Origin of the sequence: Cohnella caldifontis, assembly GCF_029360585.1 — a bacterium.
Lineage (GTDB): Bacteria > Bacillota > Bacilli > Paenibacillales > Paenibacillaceae > Cohnella > Cohnella caldifontis.
Genome location: NZ_JAQZSJ010000008.1, coordinates 50,286 through 73,378, shown reverse-complemented (window position 1 = coordinate 73,378; position 23,093 = coordinate 50,286). Strand labels below are relative to the sequence as shown.

General features: G+C 61.6%; 16 protein-coding genes. 3 read left to right on the top strand and 13 right to left on the bottom strand.

The features are described 5' to 3' along the window. Positions 1–2: 2 nt before the first annotated feature. Both efeO and efeB read left to right on the top strand, forming a co-directional pair. Positions 3–1,196 carry an iron uptake system protein EfeO gene (gene efeO / locus PTZ19_RS13205; RefSeq protein WP_276355125.1) on the top strand — a complete coding sequence of 398 codons (1,194 nt, stop codon included), beginning with the start codon at positions 3–5 and terminating at the stop codon, positions 1,194–1,196. Positions 1,197–1,221: 25 nt separating this feature from the next. Continuing rightward, positions 1,222–2,469 carry an iron uptake transporter deferrochelatase/peroxidase subunit gene (gene efeB, locus PTZ19_RS13200; RefSeq protein WP_276355122.1) on the top strand — a complete coding sequence of 416 codons (1,248 nt, stop codon included), beginning with the start codon at positions 1,222–1,224 and terminating at the stop codon, positions 2,467–2,469. A 707-nt stretch (positions 2,470–3,176) separates the two neighbouring features. Here the strand turns inward: efeB and PTZ19_RS13195 are convergent. The 7 genes from PTZ19_RS13195 to PTZ19_RS13165 form a co-directional block, all read right to left on the bottom strand. Then, complete coding sequence (locus PTZ19_RS13195; RefSeq protein WP_276355118.1) at positions 3,177–4,244, bottom strand: BtaManbiosPhlase; 1,068 nt, start codon at positions 4,242–4,244, stop codon at positions 3,177–3,179. Continuing rightward, positions 4,241–5,677, bottom strand: a complete 1,437-nt coding sequence (locus PTZ19_RS13190; RefSeq protein WP_276355115.1) for a hypothetical protein — start codon at positions 5,675–5,677, stop codon at positions 4,241–4,243. Before PTZ19_RS13190 ends, PTZ19_RS13195 begins: the two co-directional genes overlap by 4 nt. A 12-nt stretch (positions 5,678–5,689) precedes the next feature. Next, on the bottom strand, positions 5,690–9,421 hold the full coding sequence (locus PTZ19_RS13185) for a hypothetical protein (RefSeq protein WP_276355113.1): 3,732 nt from the start codon (positions 9,419–9,421) through the stop codon (positions 5,690–5,692). A gap of 34 nt (positions 9,422–9,455) precedes the next feature. Continuing rightward, entirely contained in the window at positions 9,456–11,027 is a 1,572-nt protein-coding gene (locus PTZ19_RS13180; RefSeq protein WP_276355110.1) for an extracellular solute-binding protein, read from the bottom strand. A gap of 86 nt (positions 11,028–11,113) precedes the next feature. Continuing rightward, entirely contained in the window at positions 11,114–11,992 is an 879-nt protein-coding gene (locus PTZ19_RS13175; protein WP_276355106.1) for a carbohydrate ABC transporter permease, read from the bottom strand. Beyond that, entirely contained in the window at positions 11,992–12,906 is a 915-nt protein-coding gene (locus PTZ19_RS13170) for an ABC transporter permease (protein ID WP_276355104.1), read from the bottom strand. Before PTZ19_RS13170 ends, PTZ19_RS13175 begins: the two co-directional genes overlap by 1 nt. Positions 12,907–13,577: 671 nt before the next feature. Further along, complete coding sequence (locus tag PTZ19_RS13165) at positions 13,578–15,884, bottom strand: AraC family transcriptional regulator (RefSeq protein ID WP_276355101.1); 2,307 nt, start codon at positions 15,882–15,884, stop codon at positions 13,578–13,580. Between the two features lie 272 nt (positions 15,885–16,156). On the opposite strand from PTZ19_RS13165, the gene PTZ19_RS13160 reads away from it, so the two are divergent. Beyond that, the gene (locus tag PTZ19_RS13160; RefSeq protein WP_276355433.1) at positions 16,157–17,347 is read left to right on the top strand and encodes an MFS transporter; all 1,191 of its coding nucleotides are present in this window, start codon (positions 16,157–16,159) and stop codon (positions 17,345–17,347) included. Positions 17,348–17,374: 27 nt separating this feature from the next. Here the strand turns inward: PTZ19_RS13160 and PTZ19_RS13155 are convergent, their stop codons facing one another. From PTZ19_RS13155 to PTZ19_RS13130, 6 genes are read right to left on the bottom strand one after another with little or no spacing between them, the layout of a single operon-like run. Next, positions 17,375–18,703 (bottom strand): LLM class flavin-dependent oxidoreductase, encoded by a 1,329-nt coding sequence (locus PTZ19_RS13155; RefSeq protein WP_276355099.1) that lies wholly within the window; start codon positions 18,701–18,703, stop codon positions 17,375–17,377. Between the two features lie 16 nt (positions 18,704–18,719). Then, on the bottom strand, positions 18,720–19,256 hold the full coding sequence (locus tag PTZ19_RS13150; RefSeq protein WP_276355097.1) for a GNAT family N-acetyltransferase: 537 nt from the start codon (positions 19,254–19,256) through the stop codon (positions 18,720–18,722). 15 nt (positions 19,257–19,271) lie between these two features. After that, complete coding sequence (locus PTZ19_RS13145) at positions 19,272–19,730, bottom strand: DinB family protein (protein ID WP_276355095.1); 459 nt, start codon at positions 19,728–19,730, stop codon at positions 19,272–19,274. A gap of 1 nt (position 19,731) precedes the next feature. Next, complete coding sequence (gene solA / locus PTZ19_RS13140) at positions 19,732–20,910, bottom strand: N-methyl-L-tryptophan oxidase (RefSeq protein ID WP_276355094.1); 1,179 nt, start codon at positions 20,908–20,910, stop codon at positions 19,732–19,734. Positions 20,911–20,913: 3 nt separating this feature from the next. After that, a complete protein-coding gene (locus PTZ19_RS13135; protein ID WP_276355091.1) occupies positions 20,914–22,080 on the bottom strand; it encodes an amidohydrolase in 1,167 nt (388 codons plus the stop codon). Then, a complete protein-coding gene (locus PTZ19_RS13130) occupies positions 22,077–23,087 on the bottom strand; it encodes an LLM class flavin-dependent oxidoreductase (protein WP_276355089.1) in 1,011 nt (336 codons plus the stop codon). Before PTZ19_RS13130 ends, PTZ19_RS13135 begins: the two co-directional genes overlap by 4 nt. Between the last annotated feature and the right edge of the window lie 6 nt (positions 23,088–23,093).

Here is a 23,093-nt window from a genome sequence, read left to right as displayed (position 1 = left end):
GAATGAACAGACGGATCTTCGGGGCAAGCGCGATTTTGGCATCGATCCTGGTACTGGGCGCTTGCGGCCAATCGAACGGGAAGAACGCGGAAACCGCATCCGCGGCGCAAGAGCAAGCCGGGGGATCGCCCTCCGCTTCCGCATCGGCGCCTGGAGGGAAGAGCCCGATTCAAGAGGAAACCGCCAAGCTGCAAGAGCAAACGAAGCAACTGCAAGCCGCGATCGAGAAACAGGACGCCGCGGAAGTGAAACGGCTGGGCAAAGCGATCAGCGACGCTTGGCTGGCTTACGAGAACTCGGTTCGCCAGACGTTCCCGATCGAATACACGGAAGTCGAGAAATACGAAATGCCGATTTTCGCGGCTTCGGCTTCCGACACCCTCGATTTCGAAGCGTTGAAGACGAACGCGGAGAAGCTGCAGGGAGCGCTCACCACCCTGTTGAACGCGAAGGAAACGGCCGCGAGCACCTCCGAGCTGCTCACGAAAGCGGTCGCCCAATATAAAGTCTACGTAGAAGAGCAAGCTGACGGGCTCGTCAGCAGCACGAAAGTATTCGCCGAAGCCGTGAAGGCCGGCGACGCGGAGAAAGCGAAGCTCGAATATCCGAAAGCGCGCGTCTTTTTCGAGAATATCGAGCCGATCGCCGAAAGCTTCGGAGACTTCGATCCGAAAATCGACGCCCGGCTGGCCGACGTCGAAGACGAGAGCACGTGGACCGGTTTCCATCGGATCGAGAAGGCGCTCTGGCAGGACAACTCGCTGGAAGGCATGGACAAATACGCCGACCAATTGGTGAAGGATACCGAAGAATTGCGGAAACAGATCGCCTCGATCGAGCTGGAGCCGAAGGCCATGGTGGCCGGCGCCATGGAGCTGTTGAACGAAGCGGCGATCTCCAAGATCACGGGCGAAGAAGAAATCTACTCCCATACCGACCTGGTGGATTTCGCGGCGAACGTGGACGGCTCGAAGAACGTTTACCTGGCCATCATTCCCGCGCTGAACGAGAAAAACCCGGGGCTGGCCGACCAACTGGACAAACAGTTCCAACAGCTCGAACAGACATTGAACGAACACAAGACGAACGGGCAATTCGTCTCGTACGATAAATTGACGACGGAACAGATCCGCGCCATCAGCGACCAGCTCAGCCAACTTTCCAGCTTGATGTCGCAAACCGCAAGCATCCTCTGACGAGGGTTGGAAGGAGAACGGCAATATGACGCAAGAAAAGAAACCGGAGGGCGTCTCGCGGCGGGATTTCCTGAAAATGACCGCTTCGCTCGGCGTCGGCCTGGCGCTCGGCGCGTCCGGCATGTCGGCTCTCGGGAATTTGGCCTCTCCTTCCCGCCCGGCCGCAGCCGGAAGAGGCGGCACGCCGACCGGCGAGACCATCCCGTTCTACGGCGAACATCAGGCCGGAATCATCACGCCTCAGCAAACCTACATGTACTTGGCCAGTTTCCGGATCACGGCGGCGGATCGCGCTGCCGTGATCCGCTTGTTCCGGGATTGGACGAAATTCGCCGATCTCAGCACGGCCGGCGGCACGATGAAGACCGGGGACAATCCGATGCTGCCCCCCAGCGACACCGGGGAAACGCTGGATCTGCCCGCTTCGAGGCTCACCGTGACGTTCGGCTTCGGGCCGACCTTTTTCCGTCTGGACGGCAAGGACCGGTTCGGCATCGCGAATAAAGCCCCGCTCTATTTGAAGGATATTCCCCGCATGCCGAAGGACCATCTGGATTCCTCGCTCTCTGGCGGAGACGTCTGCATCCAGGTGTGCGCGGAGGACCAACAGGTCGCTTTCCACGCGGTGCGGAATTTCATCCGCCTCTCGACGGGATCCGCGTCTGTCAATTGGCTGCAGGAAGGCTTCATCAGCGGCGGCAACGGCGGGCAGACCCCCCGCAACCTGTTCGGCTTCAAAGACGGGACGGCCAACGCCTTGCATCAGACGCCGGAAGGCTTCCGGAACGTCGTCTGGGCGGGTCCGGACGAGCCGGCGTGGATGCAGGGCGGCACTTACATGGCCTATCGCAAAGTGCGCATGCTGCTGGAGGTGTGGGACCGATCCTCGCTGAGCGATCAGGAGGATACGTTCGGAAGGTACAAAGAATCGGGATCGGCTTACGGCAAGAAGGACGAATTCGATGCCGTCGACCCGTCGAAGCTGCCGGCCGACTCCCATGTTCGGCTGGCTAAAAACTCCAAGCAATTGATCCACCGCAGGGGGTATTCCTACACGGACGGGGTCGATCCGCGGACGGGCAACGTCAACGCCGGCTTGCTGTTCATCAGCTTCCAGCGGAATCCCGACGAGCAGTTCATCCCGATGCTCCGGCTCATGCAGAGCCAGGATAAGCTGAACGAGTACACGGAGCACATCGCGAGCGGGATGTTCGCTTGCCCGGGCGGCCTGCGGGAAGGGCAATACATCGGGCAGAGCATACTGGAATCCTAATATTCTATAATAAGAAAAACCGTCAGGGAGAAATTCGTCCCTGACGGTTCTATTGTTTCGTGCCTCTGAAGTCATTCTTCAGCAACTTTCCCACGAACATGCTCAATCCTGTACGCAAATGAACATGACCATTGGGACCCGTCTGTCGAGAGGAGCGGGGTTTAAGCTTGTGCGGCAGGCTTAATCAGTTGTTGCCCCGCGCGTTGGCGGGGTTTAAGCTTGCGCGGCAGGCTTAATCAGCTGTTGCCCCACGCGTTGGCGGGGTTTAAGCTTGCGCGGCAAGCTTAATCAGCTGTTGCCCCACGCGTTGGCGGGGTTTAAGCTTGTACGGCAAGCTTAACCGGAAACTATCCCCTGCTTTGGGCGGCGTTTAAACCGATGCGACCCGAAGTCATGCTTCATCCCTTTCTTATTTTTTTGTGATTTGGACATATGGAATCCCGATAAGTTATAAATTCTAGCCAAGAATGGAGCTGTCCCGCGCGGAATCGCCCGCCGGAGACAGCTCCTTTTCGCTTATGCAAGGGGTTCTCTCATGGGTGGGACCGATCCTCGCGCCGAGAGGAGATATTGCGTTTGCGCAACAATTCGGCCGTCGCTTCGACTTGGGCCGCCGAGTTATTGCATTCGGGCAGCAACTCGGATGTTTTGGGGCATCGCCGGATCCGAAACCGGGATTTTATTGCTCAAACGCAATCGCTTATGCTTCAGAAATACTCCAAGCTCTCCAAAATCTCCCGCACGCTAAGCTCCGCGCACGCCATGGACGAGTCCGCGGCTCCGTAGTACATCTTCACGGTGTCGCCGTCGACGAGCGCGCCGCAGGAGAACACCACGCCGCCGAAAAAACCGTTCGTCTCGTACTCGGCCTCCGGCTCCAAAATCGGCCGCGGCGAACGCGCGATAACCTTGGACGGATCGTCCGGATCGAGCAGCAGCGCGCCCATGCAATACCGGTGCTCGCGGGTCGCGCCGTGATACAGCTCGAGCCAGCCCTTCTCCGTCCGGAACGGCACGGCGCCGCCCCCGATCCTTCCGCTGTCCCACATGCCTTCCCGAAGTCCGGCCAGATGCTTGTGGTTGCCCCAATGCAGCAGGTTCTCGGATTCCGCGATCCAGATTTCCGGCTTGCCGGAGCTCATGACGGTCGGACGATGGAGCGCGTAATATTTGCCGTTCACCTTCTCCGGGAAGATGAGCACGTCCTTGTTGTCCGGCCCGAAAATCATGCCGTGAAACGCGAAGCTGCGGAAATCCTTCGTCGAGACCATCGACTCCCCGATGCCGACCGGCGAAACGGCGGAGAAATACACGTAGTACGTGTCGCCGATCTGCGTCACCCGGGGATCCTCGATCCCGAAGGTCTCCAGAGGCCCGGAGGGGTACACCGCCGGCCGGTCGTCGACCGTGAACCGGCGCCCGTCCTGGCTGCGAGCGATCCGGATGTACGAGAGCGAGGTCAAGTACTTGAAGCCGGCGCCGTCCGTCACGTCCCGCACGACGCGGGGATCGGAGAAGTCGTATTGCGGATCGTCCCGCCTCAACTCCACGAGATTCACGGCTTTCGTAACCGGATTGTAGACCGGAGCCAGGACGATGCCGGGGTCCGGACTCACCGGCCGCTCCGCCACGCGAAGCAGCAGGAGCACTTCTCCGCCGCAGCGGGCGACCCCGGCGTTGAACGCCCCGATCACCTCGAAGCCCTCGTGGTACGGCTTCACGTCGGCGGGCGTGATCAACGGGTTTTCTTCATAGCGGTATGCCTTTACGTTCACGCGATCCTCTCCATTTTCAGCACGATGCCGGTCTTCGGCGGAACGCGGACCTCCGCGGATCCTTCCGCGCGTTCGAACAGCCGCGTTTTCGAGCCCAGGTCCTCTCCCCGGCAGGGCGCGCCGTCCGGCAGCGCCACCTGGACCGTCCGCTCCTCGCCATGCGGGTTGTAAATCAGCCGATGCCGCGTCCCCGGCCCTTCAACGCCGAGGAAGTCCGTGACGTCCAGGTCCCATTGCAAAATATACGGATCTTCCGACCGGTCCATCATGGCGTCCCACCAGATCGTCATGGCCCCGCCGTACACCGAGCGGTGGCCGAAGAAGTCCCCGGAGGCATACGGCGACGGCCCTTCCGCCTGGTGGATCAGATTCTCGTACGGCACATCCGGCGTGAAATGCGGCGTGCTCTGCGATTCGGCCGGCATCAGGTCGGCGATGAACCACTGGGCGTTACTGGCGGCATGCAGCGCGTATTTGCCGACGGGGCCGGCCAAGTCCGGCGCCTCCTTCAGCACGGGAAGCAAATAAGGCAGCAGCACGAGCGTCTCCAGGCTGTACGCGATTTTCCGCTCCGATTCGTCCAAGTTGCCGAACCAGCCGCGCATCAGCCCGCTCACTTCCTTGTCTCCCCACGTGCCGACGTGCAAAGGACCCTTCACGGGATCGAACACGTGAGAGACGGCTTTGCCGATATCGTAATTCCCGCCGAGCCGGTTCAAACGGGCGGCGGCATGGCAGGCCATCGCGCCGTTGGGCATCTCGTACCACGGGTTCTCCGGAAACGCCAGATAACGGTCCATCGCGATGCGGGCTTCCGTCAAGTAACGGCTGTCTCCGAACATTTCATAGGCGAAAACCATGAGGTACGCGTAGCCGCCCACCGAATCCGGCTGCCGGAATTGGTCTTGGCGGGTGAACGGCACGCCGTGGTCGAAGTCGAAGCCTTGGTCGTTGAAGTCGTACTGGATCTGATGCGCCATCTTCACCAAGCCGTCCATGCTGCTCTTGAGCAGCGGCACGAGCTCCGGTTCTTCCTCCGCCTTCCGCTTGACGATGCCCGCGGCCAGCGCGTTGACGAACATCAAATACCAGTATTCCATCATTTCGGCCTGGGGCGCTCCCTTCGGCCGGTTAAAAAACATTTTATGGTCGGGGTGGTAGAAGTCCCTGAGCGACTTCAGATAAAGAGATACGTCTTCCCTTTGGAAAATGCCCCCGAGCACGACGCCGCCCAGCGTAATCAACTCTTCTCCGGTCCCGTCGTGAAACGCCGCGAAGTGCGAATTCCCCATGCCGTTCACGAACATGACCCGGTTCTCCGGATTCAGGACGTATTGTTTGAAGCGCTTCCCGATGCGGTTCCAGTCCGGCGGTACCGCCTGCGGCTTCTCCGGCATCGATTCGATCGCCGGAAATCGGGTCGTGATGATCATTTCGAAAACACCTCATTCTCGTAAAATCCATGCCGTGCCTTCTCCGGAGGCCGGGGACGCCGTGACCCGAATGCCGTCCGGAGAAGCGGCCTTGGGAACGGCCAACTGCAGGGAGAACGTGCCGTCCTTGGCCGTGAAAGCCGTGCCGGCAACTCCGTCGGCCCGAACGGATACCTTTCGGCCGGAAACCGGCTTGCCCAAGGCGTCCGTCACCTTGCCGGTCACGGCCGCCTTGGACCCCGCTCCCCGCCCGGCCTGCAGCTGCGCCGCGACGGAAATCCGGTCGCGGACCGCGGCGGCGTCGGGCGAACCGACGAACAGGGTCCCGCTGACGCTGTCCCGGATGACGGCAGTCTTTTTGCCGTCCGGAGTGGCAACCGTGATGCCGGATTCGACCGGGTACAGGACGAGGGCATCCAAGCCCGCCGACCGATCCCCGCTCGGGTTCTTCAAGCGCAGCTCGTGCTCTCCCGCCGTAAGCGAGACGCTTGCCACCCGTTTCAGGGCGACGCGTCCGGCCGGGGCCGCCGGCAGGTCGATCAGGGCGGGCGCCTGGCCGTCAAAGCCGATCGAGACGCGCGGCGCCGCCGATCCCGCGTTCCCGGTCGCCACCGAGCTGAGCATGACATCGTACAGGCCCGCCGCCGGGACGTTGACCTTGAACGACTTCTCCTGGCCCGCCGGCATTTCGACGTAACCGCCGCCCGAGACGTCCGGATTGGCGTACCGTACCTCCGGGACGGACATTTTGAACAGCTTGGCGGCCGCGATGGAGGCGTAGCCCTCGTGCGGATTCGGATTGTCCGCGCTGACGCGGAAGCGTACGATCAGCTTCGCCGTACCTGCGGGAATCGCTCCCCGAGGCGTCGTCTTCACCGCGCCGTCGCCCGAATACCAGGTGCGCGCGTGATAGCTCATGTCGTTGGCATCCGCCACGACCGTCTCATGTCCCGCCGAGTCAACGGCGAGCACTTCCGCGCTCAGCGCCGTATCGAATTCCACGCGGGCGTCGAATTGCAGCTTGACCGTTTCTCCGGGCTTGAAATGTCCTTCCGCGCCGTCCGCCTGCAGCTCCGCCTGAATCGTGCCGCCATCGAACAATCGCATGTTGTTGTAGCCGGAAGACGCGACGAAAATCGCCTGCCCGCCCTTCCAGCCGGGATAAATCTCCGTGCCCGCGCCGACTTGCTTCGCGTCCTCATAGATCGCGGCCTCGTCAGTGCCCGAATCGGGATTCTGCTTCCGCAGCGCCGCGTCGGGGTCGTTCAACCCACCGCTGGGCAGCGCCATCTCGGCGTCCGGCGGCGCGGATCCCCGGTACAGCTCTTCGATCTCCAGCGTCTGCGCCTTCACGGCGCTCACCGTCGTCGCCTGCAGGTAAGTCCGCGCGTCCGCGTTCTCCTGGGTCCGGAGCAGCGCGCGCAGCGCTTCGTCGACCGATTCGCCGCCGCTGTTGATGTTCACGTCCCGGTCGGTCAGCCCGTCGTACGCGTAGCCGTTCCGCTGATCGAACATCGGGACTTGGCGCACGTTGTTGCCGGTCCACCAGGAGCCCGCGATGCCGGCCAGCTGCGCGTATTTCTTTTTGCCCGTCACCTCGTACAGCGCGAGCAGATTGTCCACGTAGCTGGCCGTGCCGTAGTTGATCTGCGGATAAGGCTTCTTGTTCGGATGCAGGTTTTCCGCCCGGCCGGAAATCAGAAGGTCGCTCAGGAAGCTGTCGGCCGCGGTCTCGGCGGCCTCGACCCAGGCCGGGTTGCCGGTCATTTGCCCCGCGAAGGCGAGCGCCCGCACCTGGATGCTGCCCCATTCCTCCCACAGATCGGGATTCGTCATGCCGACGGTATGGTGGAGAATCCCCCCGTAGGGGAAATCGCGGAACGACGTGCCTCCCCGCGCCAGGTAAATCCCTTCGCCCAGCTTGCGCACGGACTCCAGGATCGCCTTCTTCGCCGAGGAGTCATTGACAGCCTGATAATGGGCCCGCAGCGCGTCGACGGCGATGGAAGACACCCAGACGTCGCCTTCCAGCAGCCATTTGGCCACCTTGACCCCGCTCGACTCGTCGAATTGGCCGTATAGAGGGTCCGTCTTTTCCTGGAGCCGCTTCAAGGACAAGTTCAGCCGCACCGTTACGCGGTTCGCCAGCGCCTTGTCTTCCTTGCCGAGCAGCGGCAGCGCCGTGCCCATCGCTTCATAGGCGCGCGCCGCCCACCAGCTGAAGCTTTTCTGCGACGAGTGGCTGTCCTTCGGATGGATCGTGCCGTCCGCGTCCCGGACGACGAAATTATCGAAGTCCCCGTCGTCGTGCTGCATCCACATGAGGAACTCGAGGCCGCGTTTGATCATGTCGTAGCTGTACGCGTCGCGGTACGTCCGGTAATGCTCGGCGTATACGATGACCGCGCGGGACACGTCGTCCACCGCCGCCAAGCCCTCCTGCGGATCGCCGACCCAGCCGTAGCCTTTGGACGGATCGCTGCGGTCGATCGGCTCGGCGTACAGGTGCGTGATGAACATCGGGACGCCGCCGATCGTCACCTTCTCGTTCATGAAGTTGAAATGCTTCAGGTTGAGATACACTTCGTCCGGCCGCTTCAAGCCGTATTTGCGAAGATAGGACGAATCCTTCGGCGTCAGCTGCCCGTCTCCGTCATAATCGAAGCGAAGGTCCTGCTTCCCGCGCTTGATCAAGTCCGCCAGCGCTTGTTCGTCCTTCGCGTCGACCCGGCCGTCGCCGTTCACGTCGAATTTAGCCGCGGACTCCTCGCGCTCAGCCGTGATGTCGACGTTTCGGATGCGGACCGGCCGGTCCGTCTCGTTGTGCAGCTCGATCCAGATTTCCGCAGCGTCGTCGTGCAGGATGCCGCCGTTCAAACGCGAAGAGTCGGCAGCCTTAAACCAAGCGTCCCTCGGCGTATCCGCGATATCGTTGATGTCGGCCTGCGAGCCTTTGGCGTCGTGCACCCGCACGAATACGCCGTCGGTCCGGTTCACGCCCGATGGGACGAACAGCTCCGCCGACGCGCGCACCTTGTCGCCCGGCTGCGGGGCCGCCGCGCCGTCCCCGAAAGGCACGCTGCGCCATGCCGCCGCGCCGGGCTGCATCACGAGGGAAGCGCTCAAGTACGATTTGTCCGCGCCATTGCTCTCCCAGCCTTCCATGCCGGCCGAGAAATCGTAGGCGGCATAGGTTTTGGCCGCTCCTCCCGATCCGCCCGCTTCTCCCCACACTTCCAATCCGTACAGCTCGATCGTGCCCGGCGTGTCGTTGTGGATTTCGACCCACAGGTCGCTCTGCCCGGCCGGGATCGCGCCGTTTTTCTCTATCGCCTTCGAAGCGAGCTCCGCCTGTTGGCCGCGCGGAACCCCGCTCAAATCGTTGATTTCCGCGAGCACGCTCCCCGCATTCAGGCGGATCAGCACGTTGCCGTCCACGGTAACGCCGCTGTCCAGCATCGCCGTCGCTTTGGCGTGCACGACATCCCCTGCCGCCGGGGCGCTGCCGGCGCCCGTGATCGGAATCGGCCGCCACAGCGCGGCTCCGGGCTTCAGGGTTAAGTATTTCTGCGCCTTGAACTTCGAAGCGTCGCCGGTGTCCCAGCCTTCGAGTCCCCGGCTCAGATCGGCATTGTCGATGGCGTAACGCACGAGGTCCGCCTCCGCGGCCGCCGCCCGGAAGGGCAGCGGCGCGGCGGACAGGACCAGGCATAGCACGAGCAGAAGCAAAGCCGGCTTCTTCATGGGCTTCATCCTTCCCGCCAATGGGATGAACGCGTCATTGTTTCAACGTTGCTTTATAAGCGTCCAACTGCTTCTGGTATTCGGCCAGCACTTTGTCGATGCCGGCGGCTTTCAGCTTATCGAGCGCGGATTTGATGTTCTTGTCGTAGTCGACGACGCCGCGGTAAATCGGCGAGACGTCTGACGTGAACACGGCCTGCACGTTGGCCATTTCGGCCTTCACCGCGGAGGGGTCGAAGAAGAAGTCGGCGGCGATGAAGTTTTTCGCTTCCGGATCCGCTTTGTACAGCGCTTTGTTGGCCGACAAGTAGTCTTGGTTGACCCGGATGTAGTTCAGGTTGCCGGCCATCCAGTCGTCGTGGATGTAAAGCGGCAGGTTCGTGCTCGGGTCCATGATCGACTCCAGCCCGCGGTCGCCGGCCTTATTGAACGTTTTGCCTTCGATGCCGTACATGAACAGGTCGTAGTTATCTTGGTTGTCATAGAGCCAGTTCAGGAATTTGACCGCTTCCGCCGGATGTTTGCTGTTCGCGGCGACGACGTTGACGTTCTTCGCGTTCACCATGCGGTAGCGGGGCTTATCCGGATTCAGCCGGATGAGCTGGAAGCCCTCGTCTGTGACGTCCGGATACGTCTTCTGCACGTCGGACAGCTTATTCGGCGTCCCGAACATGAACACGTATTTGCCGTATTTGATCTGGTCGTCGACCTGCTCTTGCTTGACGGTTAGAACGTCCGGGTTAATCAGCTTCCGCTGGTACGCGCTGCGGAACCAAGCCGCGTCTTGCTTGAATTCGTCCGTCTCGACCCAGTTCTTCACGACGCCGTCCTGCCCGATGTAGGCAATGTTGTCGCGAACGGTGAACGGGTAAGTGTCGTACGTGCGTTGGAAGACGTCGGCGGGACCCGCCGTGCCGCCGCGAAGCGGAATCGTCAGCTTCAGGTTCAGCTTCCGGTTGACCTGCTCCATGGCGTCGAGCAGCTGGTCGCGGTTCGTGATCGGAGTCGCGTAGCCCGCTTTGTCCAGCAGATACTTGTTGATCGTGATGGAGCCGTCGACGGCGGATTCATACCAGTAAGCCGGGATGCCGTAAACTTTGCCTTCTTTGGTGACGCCGCTCCATACCGATTCGGGGATCACCTTTTTCAGATTCGGACCGTATTGCTCGACTTCCGCGGTAATGTCTTTGAGCGCTCCGCGGCCGGCGTAGTTAGCCAGGCTTACCCAGTCGTTCATGACGTGGAACAGGTCGAAATCCTCGTTGGTGGACAGCTTCAGGTTGATCTTCTGTTCCCACGCGCCCCAGTCGATGTATTCCTTCTCGATCTGGACGTTCACGCCGTCTTCGAGCAGCTTCTTGTTGACCGCTTCCTTGACGGCCGGCCATTCCTTGGGCTCCGTGCCCGGCACGACGTACTTGATCGTGACGACTTCCTCCTGCTTGGCTCCGCTGTCGGTGCCGCCGCCGCTTGCGGAAGCGCTTCCGGACGGAGCCGGCGAGTTCGAGGCGGATTCCTTCGAGTCGCCGCTCCCGCCGCCGCTGCATCCGGCCAGCACAAGGGCCAAAACCAAAATGGAAGTCGCGAAAACAGTGAATCTTTTCATCGCAGACCCTCTCCTTAAGAATGTGGATTTTATATATGCACCTCTTGCGAGGGACATAACAGGATATAAAGCCCGATGATGCCGCTTCAGCCTTTCACGGCCCCGATGACGAGACCTTTGGTGAAATAGCGCTGCAAATAGGGGTAGAGGAACACGATCGGCCCGATCGTGATAATGACGGTCGCCATCTTGGTCGATTCCGCCGGCAGCGTGTATTCGGTTTTCGCCCCGTTCGGCAGCATCTCGAGCATCTGGATGTTGGAGCGCAGCTGGAACAGGATGTATTGGAGCGGATACAGCTTCTTGTTGTCGACCAGCATGATCGCGTTGAACCAGTCGTTCCAGTACGCCAGCGCGTAAAACAGCGTGACGGTGGCCAGGACGGGCACGCACAGCGGCATGTAAATCCGGAACGCGATGCGCAGGTCGTTCGCCCCGTCGATGTAGGCGGATTCCCGCAGTTCCCCCGGAATCCCCTCCATGAAGTTGCGGACCAGGAACATGTTGAAGGCGTTGAACATCAGCATGGGCACGATGAGCGAGAGCAGGTTGTTCGTCAGGCCGAGCTTCACGCACATCAGATACCAGGGGACGAGCCCCCCGTTGAACAGCATCGTGATGAAAAAATACAGCGACAGCACGTTCCGGTACTTCACGTTCGGGTTGGCCAGCGGGTACGCGGCCAGCGCCGTGACGAGCAAGGCCAGCGCCGAACCGGCCACCGTCACGACGATCGAGATGAGGTAGCCCCGGAAAATGAGCGCGCTGTTCACGAAAATGGTCCGGTACCCGTCCAGCGACCACTGATCCGGAATCAACCGGTACCCGTGCTCAATGATGCTGTCTTCGGACGACAGCGAGACCGTCAGCGTCAAGACCATGGGCAGCAGGCAAATCAGGGAAAACAACGCGAGGGCCAGGTAGATGAGCAGCGTGCCGATCGTGAATCGTCTTCTTGCCGTCATCAGTACAACGCCCCTTCCTTGAACGTTCTGCGGGTGACCCAGTTGGCCGCGAACACCAGCAGCAGCCCGACCACGGATTGGAACAGGCCGACCGCGGCGGCATTGGACGGATCCCCGATTTGACGCAGGGCGCGGTACACGTACGTATCGATAACGTCGGTCGTCGGATACAGCACGCCGTTGTCGCCGATGATCGCGTAGATCATGCCGAAGTCCCCGTAGAAAATTTTGCCGAGGTTCAGCAGCGTCAGGATCGCGATCGTGGGCGCCAGCAGCGGCAGCGTGATCCGCCTCATTTTCTGCCAGCGCGTGGCTCCGTCGATGTCCGCGGATTCGTACAGCGATCCGTCGATGGCGGTGATGGCGGCCAGGTAGATGATCGACGACATGCCGGCTTCCTTCCATACTTTCATGCCGACGAGGATGGCCGGCCAGGCTTTGGCGGTGGAATACCAGTTGACCGGCTCGGCGCCGAACCATTGGAGCGCCTGGTTGATGATCCCGTAATCCATCGTGAACAGGCTGTACATCATGTAGCTGACGATGATCCAGGACAGGAAATTCGGGAAGATCATCGTCGTTTGGGCGAACCGCATGAACAGCCGGCTGCGGATCTCGTTAAACAGCAGCGCCAGCGCCACCGCGAAGACCGTCACGGCGATCATGAACAGCACGTTCAATTGCAGCGTGTTCGCGATCACCCGGACGGCTTCGCGCGATTGGAAGAAGAACCGGAAGTTCTCCAGGCCGATCCACTCGCTGCGAAACGGACCCTTCTGATAATTGAAGCGCTGAAACGCGATCATCAAAAACGGGTACGTCGCGTACGAGAACAGGAACACGTACGCCGCGGCAGGCAGGACCAGCAGGTAGGAATACCGGTTTCTCGCCAGCTCTCGCAGGAAACTTGCCATGTCAGCACCCCTTGCCTCTTTCGTGGTTCGATCATACCGGGGACTCCGGAAGCTTGTAAATTTCGAGTTTCGGCTATGCTTTCACGAATCGGAAATCATGCTTTCAAAATGGAGATTTCAATATCAAAAACGCGATCCGGAGGCGAAAAAAACGGCACGGGAAAAGGCCCGATCGCGCGATCGGGCGATGAATGAAGGCGACTGCAAATTAACGTACGACGTACGTTATTCCGCCGGAGGCACGGGAGTTCGAGCAAATTAACGTACGACGTACGTTATTCCGCCGGAGGCACGGGAGTTCGAGCAAATTAACGTACGACGTACGCTATTCCGCCGGAGGCACGGGAGTTCGGGCAAACTAACGTACGACGTACGTTATTCCGCTGGAGGCACGGGAGTTCGAGCAAATTAACGTACGACGTACGTTATTCCGCCGGAGGCACGGGAGTTCGAGCAAATTAACGTACGACGTACGCTATTCCGCCGGAGGCACGGGAGTTCGGGCAAACTAACGTACGACGTACGTTATTCCGCTGGAGGCACGGGAGTTCGAGCAAATTAACGTACGACGTACGCTATTCCGCCGGAGGCACGGGAGTTCGAGCAAATTAACGTACGACGTACGCTATTCCGCCGGAGGCACGGGAGTTCGGGCAATTTACCTCGGCCATTCAACCCGCCGAGTCCTCGCCGCGCCCCGCCTGCTCCCGGTATTGCGAGGGCGTGATCCCGTACTTCTTTTTGAACAGCGTCGTGAAATACGGGACGTTGTACACGCCGACTTTCTCGCCGATCTGGGCGACGGAATCGTTCGTCTCCGCCAGCAGCGTTTTCGCCCGTTCCATCCGGATGTGCGTCACGTAATCGTTGAAGGCGGTCCCCGTCATGCTTTTGAACAGCTTGCCGATGTAACCGGACGAATAGCCGGCTTGCTCCGCGGCGGCTTCCAGCGACAAGCCGTGCTCGGCGTAATGCTCCCGCACGAACCGCTGGATTTCCTCGACGATTTTGGCGTTTTTGGTGACGCTCAGGTTTTTGCGGTTTTCCTCCAGAATATCCACGATCGTAAAGCACAAAGCCGTCAGCCGTTTCTCGACCTCCTCCAGCGTCTCGGCCTCCCGGATGTCGTCCGCCGAACGATACAGCCGCTCGTCGTCGACGCTCCACCATTCCGCCAAATACTCGAACTCCCGGACGATCGCCAGCACGAGGAAATGGATATTCCGCACGGCCTGGCCGTAAGCGCAGTCGGACAGCACGGACCGGAATCCCGCGATTTCCTGCCGCACGGCTGAGCGGTGGCCGAGCCGGACCGCTTCCAGCAGCCGCTTCTCGATGGCCGCCGGGTAGCGTTCGGGTGCCTCCCGGCTTTCCCGCATCGTGCCCTCCGTCGCCACGCAGCCATGTCCCAGGAAAAACCGGGACGTCATGTAAGCCTGCGCCGACTTGTACGAATCGGAAATTTCGCTGAGCGAATCCGCCGGATCCCCGACGCTGACGGACAAGCTGACCCGGTAATATTCCCTCACGGCGTCCTGGACTTCGCCCAGCAGCAGGAACAGCCTGCTGCCCGGCTTCTCCGTCTCGGTCCGAAGGATCAGCGTGATCTCGTCCTCTTCCGGATTGGCGGCGGCCAGGGAGTAAGACTGGCCGAGGATCTCCTGGGCGATATTGTGGACCGCGAAACGGTACAGCCCCCGGTCGAAGGCGTTGTGGGTTTCGCGGAACGTCCTCCAATCGTCGATTTTCAGCAGGATGACCCTGAGAGAAGGCCCGGCCAGCCGTTGCTCCACTTCCCGCTTCAGCTCGGCGGACACCTCGATTTTGCTCGCGTTCCCTTTCAGCAAGCGAACCAAGTAAGCGTCCTGCAGCGCGCTTTGGGACTGCTTCAGGCTGGACTGCATCGTTCGGGCGGCCTCGATCGAATGCGAGAACGCCTCGGAGAGCATTTGGTACTCGTCGAGCCGGAGCAAGGACCCGCTTCCGGCGCCCGAAGCCGCGTTCACTTTGTCGAGCAGCGTCTTGATCGGGTTGTAGATATTGCTGCTGAGCAGCAGCGAGCCCCCGGCCCCGGCCACCAGCAGCAGGGCGGCGATGAAGATCGTCCAATCGCGGAGCTCCGTAATGTTCGAGATCGTCTCCGCGTAAGGACGGACGCTGACGAAATACCAATCCAGCGCCGAAGATTTCACGTAAGTGACCAGCTGCTTTTGACCGTCGATCCGTTTGCTGAAGCTGCCTTCCGCGTTCGGATCCGAGAGAATCCGCCGAACGTAATCGTATGTGCCGAAATTCGCCATGAAATGCGCGGGGTCGGAGTGCGACAGCACCGTGCCGGACGCGTCCATGACGAAGGTCCGCGATTCGCGCGACGATCCGCTGATCCGCTGCATCGTGCTGCGGATGTAGTTCTCGTCCAAATCGACGACGATGGCCGATTCCGGCGCGTTCGAGAAGGACCGCCCGGGAATGATTTTAAAGGTCAGCATCCGGTAAGCGCTGCCGCCGAGCGACGTGACGGTCCGGGGAAAAAAGCCGAAATAGCTCGTTTCCTCCCTTCTCACCATGCCGGGGTCCGGCGCCAGCCCGAGCGTATCAACGTAAGCTCCGGTGGACAGGTTGTAAATGCCTAAATTTTTAATGAACGGGTAGATGCCTTGGATCCGCGCGAGAAACAGGTTCGCCGCGTAATCCACCGTCTTGTCGTCTTCCTTGGCGTAGAGGAACGAAATGATGACCTGGTCGCTCAGCAGCTGCCCCGTGATCCGCTGCACCTGCTCGTAGACGACGTTGGAGGTGTAGCTGACCTGCGTCAGCATTTGCCGGGACGAGCGGTCCACCTCTTGCACCGCCCGCGCGGAGAACATGGCGTACAGAAGGCTGGACAGCAAAGAGATCGTCACGACGGACAGCAGCAAATAAGACAGCACCATCCGCCGGTAGACCCGGTATTGCCTTATGCGTCTTAGAAAAGTCATGGGGATCCGCCTTTCCGATGTCCGTTGACTTGCGCCTGACCGAAGCGGCCGGGTTCCATCTCCACAATTCGATGGAAGATGCCAAATTCCCTCCTCGATGGGAAATTCGCCGCTTCGGACTCAAAACCATCGGAGCGAGGAATGTTCTATAATTCCGATGAGCATAGTAGTATTAACAATGCATCTGCAGGATCGGGATGCCCTAGAGGTGAACCGCTGTGCAAGCCGGCCATAAAGGCGATTTATTCGCTCTCGCCTCCATTCCTTTGATCATGACGCTTGGCAATTCGATGCTCATTCCCATTCTTCCGGCCATCGAGAAACACCTGAACGTCAGCGGGCTGCAGTCCAGCATGCTGATTACGGTGTACTCCGTCATGGCGATTCTGTTCATCCCGGTTGCCGGTTACTTGTCGGACCGGGCGGGACGCAAGGCGGTCATCCTGCCTTGCCTCGCCCTCGCGGGAGCCGGAGGGGCTTTATGCGGCTTCGCTTCCGGATTCCATTCGAACGCTTACGGTTGGATTCTTGCCGGACGGATCCTGCAAGGATTGGGGGCCGCGGGAGCGATGCCGATCGTCATTCCGCTCGTCGGGGATCTGTACCGGGAGAAGGAGCAGGTCAGCGCCGGGCTCGGCATCGTCGAAACGGCCAATACGTTCGGCAAAGTGCTGAGCCCGATCGTCGGCTCCGCGCTGGCCTTGTGGGCGTGGTCCGTCCCGTTCTGGTCCATTCCCGTCTTCTGCGCGATCTCGATCCTGCTTGTCGCGTTCCTCGTCCGCAAGCCGAAGCGGGAGCAAGAGAAACCGTTGCCGTTCAAAACGTTCATCCGTTCCACGTTTCGCCTGTATCTCTCGAAAGTCCGCTGGATTACGGCCCTGTTCGCCATCGGGGGCATCGGGATGTTCGTGCTTTTCGGGACGCTTTTTTATTTGTCGGAGACGCTGGAGAACGAACATCATTTAAAAGGGATCCTCAAAGGCTGCGTCCTGGCCATTCCGCTCACGTTCCTCTGCCTGACCTCTTTCATCGTCGGCAAATGCATCGGCGAGCGCAAAAAGCTGATGAAATGGCTGATCACCTTCGGATTTTTCCTGGCGGCGGCCGCCATCGCCGGCTGCTTGGCTTTCCCGTCCGTCGTCGGGCGCATGGCCTGCCTAAGCGCGGCCGGGATCGGAATCGGCGCCGCGCTTCCCTGCTCGGACGCCTTGATCACGGAAGGAATCGAGAAGGAGCAGCGCGGCACGATCGGCTCCCTATACAGCAGCATGCGTTTCCTGGGCGTCGCGGCCGGCCCGCCGGCGGCATCCTTGCTCATGCGCGGGTCGACTTCCGCTTTGTTCTGGACCCTCGCCATCGCGAGCGCGGCCTCCTGCTTGGCCGCATTATTGGCGATTCGGCCCGGGCGGAAGCCGGAGCCGGAGAGCTCCCCGCGATTGCAAAGAGTCCAAGACCTTTGGTAAGGTCTTGGACTCCGGTAAACCGAGCATTTATTTACCCGCGCGCTGAAGCGCGTAGCGGTTCGCCGGGATCGGCAGCCCCAGGTTGCCGCGCAGCGTGTCCGACTCGTATTCCGTGCGGTAAATCCCTTTGCCCTGAAGAATCGGCACGACCCCTTCCACGAAATCCCGCAGCCCGCCCGGGGTCGCGGAGTGGATGATCAAGCCGTCGCACGCCTCTTCCCGATACCACCGTTCGATCAAGTCGGCGATTTTCTCCGGCGTGCCGAGAAACTCGGGTTTCGGCGTGGCCGCCCTCAAGGCGACTTCGCGCAGGGTCAAGCCTTGCTCCCTGGCGGTCCGCTTGATCTTGTCGGTACCGCTGCGGAAGCTGTTGCTGCCGAGATCGCCGATGTCCGGGAACGGCTCGTCGAGCGGATATCGGGAGAAATCGTGGTGTTCGAAAAACCGGCCTAAGTAATCGAGCGCTTTGTCGATGGAGACGAGCTCCGCGATTTCCCTGTACTTGCGCTCGGCCTCCTCCTCCGTCCGCCCGATGATCGGTCCGACGCCCGGCATGATCACGATGTCGTCGGGGGAGCGTCCGAGGGCCGCCGCGCGGGCTTTGACCTCCCGGTAAAACGCCTGCGCCTCCTCGATCGTTTCGTGCCCGGTGAAGACGGCGTCCGCGCTTTTGGCCGCCAGGTTTTTGCCGCTCTCCGAGGAACCGGCCTGGAAAACGACCGGATGCCCCTGCTTGGAACGCGCGATGTTGAGCGGGCCTTCGACGGAGAAGTACGTTCCTTGATGGTTCAGCCGGTGCATTTTCGACGGATCGAAGAACACCCCGGTCTTCTTGTCGCGGACGAAAGCGTCGTCCTCCCAGGAATCCCACAGCCCGCGCGTCACTTCCAGGTATTCCTCGGCGATCCGGTAGCGCTCGTCATGGGTCGGATGCTCCTTCTTCCCGTAATTGCGGGCCGACCCCTCCAGCGGAGACGTCACGACGTTCCACCCGGCGCGGCCACCGCTGATATGGTCGAGGGAACCGAATTGGCGGGCGACGGTGAACGGTTCGCTGTAAGAGGTAGAGAGCGTGCCCACCAGGCCGATCTTCGATGTAACGGCCGCAAGCGCAGACAAGATCGTCATCGGCTCGAACCGGTTCAGGAAATGGGGGATCGATTTTTCCGTGATATACAGTCCGTCCGCGATGAACACGAGGTCGAATAATCCCGCTTCGGCCGTCTGAGCCTGCTGCTTGTAGAACGGAAAGCTGACGCTGGCGTCCGCCGGGACCTCCGGATGCCGCCAAGCCGAGATGTTGCCGCCGACGCCGTGGATCATCGCGCCGAGCTTCAGTTTTTTCCGATTGGCCATGCCCGTCTCCTCCTTCTTATCCGTGCGTTTGCAGCAGATCGGCCTGCTTCAAATGGAGCCGATAGCTCTTCACCAGGTGCTCGCCGTTGTAAAACTCCTTGTCGTACGCCCGCTCGAACCCCAGCCGCTCATACAGGCGCACGGCGGACGCCATCATGTCGGACGTGTGCAGGTGCAGCGTCTCCGCTCCCCACGCCGCGGCGAGACGCGCGCCCTCCCGGAGCAGCGCGGTGGCGATGCCGCGGCCCCGCGCTTCCGGCTTGACCGCGAGGAGCCGGATGATCGGCGAATCGATCCCGATATCCGTTCCGTATGCGGAGAGCGAGGAATCGAACAAAAGCGCCGTTCCCGCCACGCGGCCGTCCCATTCGGCCACCAGCCTGACCTTGGGGCCTTCCTTCGTCACCGAAGCAACGATATCGTCCTTGTACTGCCGCCAGCGCTCCGCCGGCAGCACGGCTTCATATTGGCCGTACGCGGACAACAGAACGTCCCGGACAGCCTCCCGGTCCGAATCCCGCGCTTCCCGAACCGCGATTTCCCGTTCCCCCATCGCATCCACCTCATCTCATGCTTTTTTGATCCGTTCGATTTGCCCCAAGTGGCGCCCTACATGATCGATGAAGCCTTGAACGACCCCGGCCAGCGTCACGGTTTCCCCTTTGTAATTCACCCCGGGTTTGCTCCAATCTTCCGGATCCAAGCGCACGAACAACTGCGCGTTGTGCACGAGCAGCGCCCGGAACGCTTGCAGGAAGTCGGATGCATTGCCTTGATTCGCTTTTTGCCCGTCGATCCAAGGATCCTGGTTGAACGCCGGCAGGCGGACCCCGGAGCCCGACAAAATTTCCCGTATCCGGAAGGACACCACGATGTTGTGGTCGGCCAAATGCGCGATCACCTCCGTGATGCTCCAATGACCCGGGGCGGGTTTGCGTTTCAGTTGTTCCTCCGTCAGCCCTTCGATCGCGTCTTGCAGCCGATCGTACGTTCCCAAATATTCCGTCAAGTTAACGGCGCCGCTCATCTCATCCGGTACCTCCCGCGCTTTCCGCGCTTTTTGTCGTTTCCGTTCGAAAACGTTCCAGCGAGAACATGCCCACATCCAGCTCCGTCTTCCGGTCGATCGTCAATTCCGCGAGCAGCTCGCCGACGGCGCTGGCGAACTTGAAGCCGTGTCCCGAAAATCCCCCGGCCAGCAGCACGTTCGGATGCTCCGGGTGGCTGTCGACGATGAAGTGCTCGTCGGGCGACATCTCGTATTTGCAAGCCGCTCCGCGCAGCCGTCTGCCCGCAGCCCCGGGGAAGTAACGTTCCAACGCGTCCCGCAAATCGGCTTCGTCCTCCGGATAGGCTCCGAACGGGGCGAAATCCTCTCCCGGTTTCCATTCCCGTCCTCCGTCGTGCCGGCCGATTTTGAACCCCGCGCCGCCGATGTCGGGAAATCCGTAATACGCGCCGTGCGGCGTACCCAGCGTGAAACCCGGGAACGCGCCCTCGGCGTATTCCGCTCCGGCCTCGAACCAGCCGACCGTCTTGCGCAGCGCGCGGACGGGAACGGGCGCGAAAGACTGAAGCCGGCGAAACCACGCCCCCGCGCAAAGGATGACGTTGTCCGCTACGTAGACGTCTTGAACGGTGGACACGAAAGCGAGCGACTGGCCGGCGACCTTCACGTCCGTCACGAACGTGCCGGTCAGCAGCTCGGCTCCCGCCTCCAGCGCCAGGCGGCGATAGGCGGCCACGCATGACTCGCTGTTCAGGTAACCCGCGTTCGGTTCGTACATCCCCTCGTAGGTATCGGGCACCTTCACGCCCGGCCAGCGCTTGCGGATCTCCGCGGCGTCCAGCCGTTCCGCCGGCACGCCGAACAGCTTCGCTTCGCCGATACGCTTCTCCAGAGCCCCGTTAGACCGGGGAACCATGTTCAGCACGCCGGAACGCACGAGCAGCCGTTCGCCCGTTCTCTCCTCAAGCTCCCGCCACAACCGGTCCGCCCGGAGCGCCAAGCGGATATACGCCGGTCCGCCGCCGTACGCGTGCCGGATCAACCGGGGCTCCCCGTGATGGCTGCCATGGGCATGGGGAGGATCGAACGCGTCGATCAGCAGCGTTCTCGTTCCGCGCCGCGCCAAGTGGTATCCCGCGCTCATGCCCATGGAGCCCGCGCCGACGATGATGACGTCGTACGATTTGGATTTCCCCATGCGCTAACGCCCCGCCCCTTCGCCCGCCAAGCCGGCGATCGCATCGACGGCAACGGCGGCCAGCAGCTTGGCCGCGATCGGCAGCGCCCGTTCGTCCGCGTCGAAGGCGGGATGGTGCCACTCGTGCGGTCCCGAAGTGCCGAGGAAGAAGAATGCTCCGGGCACCCGCTTCAAATAGAAGGCGAAATCTTCGCCCGCCGGCGACGGGCGGGGTTCTACAACGGTCAGCCCTAGTCTTTCCGCAGTCCGCCCAACCCGCTCGGCCCAATCGGCGTCGTTATGGACGGGCGGAGGCCCCGGAATCCGCTTCACGGCCGCCGGCGTGCCGTACGCCTCGGCAATGCCTTGGACGACCCGCTCGAATTTTTCCAGCACGCGGGCCCGCACCGACTCGTCGAACGTCCGGATCGTGCCGTCGAAGGCCGCTCGTTCCGGAATGACGTTCCAGGCGGTGCCGGCATGGAACCGGGTGACGCTGACCACCGCGCTGTCCAGGGATGACACGTCCCGGCTGACGATCGATTGCAGCGCCGTCACGATGTGGGCCGCGCTCACGATAGGATCCCGTCCCGCTTCCGGCGAAGCGGCGTGGCTGCCGCGGCCCATGACTTCGACCGCGAATCCGTCGGCCGCCGCCATGATCGGACCGGCCTTCACCCCGACCGTGCCGACCGGCAGATCCGGTTTGTTGTGCAGGCCGAATATCGCCGACACGTCCTCCAGCGCCCCGCTCTCGATGACCAGCTTCGCCCCCGACGCCTTTTCCTCCGCCGGCTGGAAGAGGAATCGCACGGTGCCCGCCAGTTCCGATTCCCGTTCCTTCAGCAACAGAGCCGCTCCGAGTACCGCCGCCGTATGGAAATCATGGCCGCAGGCGTGCATGTATCCCGGGCGTTTCGAAGCGAACGGCAGACCCGTGGCCTCCTGGATCGGCAGGGCGTCGATATCGGCCCGCACGGCCACGATCGGCCCGCCCCGCTTCCCCCCGACCTCCGCGATCACGCCGGTCGGAAGCGGATAGTCCGCGATCCGGATCCCGGCCTCGAGCAGCCAGCCGCGGATCGTAGCCGTCGTGACGTATTCCTCGTGGGCGATTTCCGGCTGTTCGTGCAGCCGCCTCCGCATCTCCGACAGGCGCTGCTCCAGCTCCAATCCCGCGGCGCCGCTCATACCGCCAGCTCCTGGAAAGCTTCCTTCAGCAGCTCGAACGAGCGGATCCGGCGGCCGAAATCCTTCAGAATCGTGGTGAAAATGAATTCGTCGACGGCATATTCCCGCTGAAGCTCCAGGATCCGGGCGCGCACCGTCTCCTTCGTCCCTTTGGCGATGTCGGCGTCCCTCACCTCGGCCGTATACGTCTCTCCGGCCTGCCGCGCGAATTCTTCGGCCTGTTCCAGCGATCCGACGTTCACCGTCTTCCCGCTGGCCAGCGTGACCCGAACGGATTTGAAATCGCCCGCCAGCTCTAAGGCTTCTTCCTCCGTATCCGCGACGATGGCCGACAGGGCCAAGAGGGCGTACGGCCGCGTTCCCTTCCCCGCATTGAACTTCCGCCGGTAAACCTCGAACGCTTGCCGGGCCGTCTCATAGTCGCTGTTGAGGAACAGCGCGAACGCGTACGGGCAGCCGCGCTCCGCCGCCAGCTCCGCGCTCGAGACGCTGGTGCCCAGCAAGTAGAGGTCGGCGGGCTGATCCGGAACCGGCGTCGCCCGGATGCCCGCCAGCGGACCCGCTTCGACCTGCCGGCCGGCCAAATAACCTTCCAGCTCTTCGAGTTTGTCCGCGAGCGACCGCTCCTCCGTCACGCCTCTCTGCAGCGCTTTGGTAGACCGGGGAAGTCCTCCCGGCGCGCGGCCGATGCCCAAGTCCACCCGTCCCGGGGCGAGGCTGGCCAGCACGTTGAAGTTCTCCGCCACCTTGAAGGGGCTGTAATGCTGCAGCATGACCCCGCCGGAGCCGACCCGGATGCGCTCCGTACGGGCGAGGAGGTAGGAGACGAGCACTTCCGGAGACGAGCCGGCCGCGCCCGCGGAGTCATGATGCTCCGATACCCAGAACCGACGGAAGCCCAGCCGCTCCGCGAATTGGGCCAGCTTTACGGTATACTGCAACGCTTCGGCCGGGGTCTGGCCCGGATGCACGATGCTTTGATCCAAAATCCCGAACGGAATTCCCAATGTCCC

Bases quoted from the DNA above. Each gene is read 5' to 3' on its own strand.
- efeO (WP_276355125.1), top strand. From the start codon at position 3: ATGAACAGACGGATCTTCGGGGCAAGCGCGATTTTGGCATCGATCCTG.
- efeB (WP_276355122.1), top strand. From the start codon at position 1,222: ATGACGCAAGAAAAGAAACCGGAGGGCGTCTCGCGGCGGGATTTCCTG.
- PTZ19_RS13190 (WP_276355115.1), bottom strand. From the start codon at position 5,677: ATGATCATCACGACCCGATTTCCGGCGATCGAATCGATGCCGGAGAAG.
- PTZ19_RS13185 (WP_276355113.1), bottom strand. From the start codon at position 9,421: ATGAAGAAGCCGGCTTTGCTTCTGCTCGTGCTATGCCTGGTCCTGTCC.
- PTZ19_RS13180 (WP_276355110.1), bottom strand. From the start codon at position 11,027: ATGAAAAGATTCACTGTTTTCGCGACTTCCATTTTGGTTTTGGCCCTT.
- PTZ19_RS13175 (WP_276355106.1), bottom strand. From the start codon at position 11,992: ATGACGGCAAGAAGACGATTCACGATCGGCACGCTGCTCATCTACCTG.
- PTZ19_RS13170 (WP_276355104.1), bottom strand. From the start codon at position 12,906: ATGGCAAGTTTCCTGCGAGAGCTGGCGAGAAACCGGTATTCCTACCTG.
- PTZ19_RS13165 (WP_276355101.1), bottom strand. From the start codon at position 15,884: ATGACTTTTCTAAGACGCATAAGGCAATACCGGGTCTACCGGCGGATG.
- PTZ19_RS13160 (WP_276355433.1), top strand. From the start codon at position 16,157: ATGACGCTTGGCAATTCGATGCTCATTCCCATTCTTCCGGCCATCGAG.
- PTZ19_RS13155 (WP_276355099.1), bottom strand. From the start codon at position 18,703: ATGGCCAATCGGAAAAAACTGAAGCTCGGCGCGATGATCCACGGCGTC.
- PTZ19_RS13150 (WP_276355097.1), bottom strand. From the start codon at position 19,256: ATGGGGGAACGGGAAATCGCGGTTCGGGAAGCGCGGGATTCGGACCGG.
- PTZ19_RS13145 (WP_276355095.1), bottom strand. From the start codon at position 19,730: ATGAGCGGCGCCGTTAACTTGACGGAATATTTGGGAACGTACGATCGG.
- solA (WP_276355094.1), bottom strand. From the start codon at position 20,910: ATGGGGAAATCCAAATCGTACGACGTCATCATCGTCGGCGCGGGCTCC.
- PTZ19_RS13135 (WP_276355091.1), bottom strand. From the start codon at position 22,080: ATGAGCGGCGCCGCGGGATTGGAGCTGGAGCAGCGCCTGTCGGAGATG.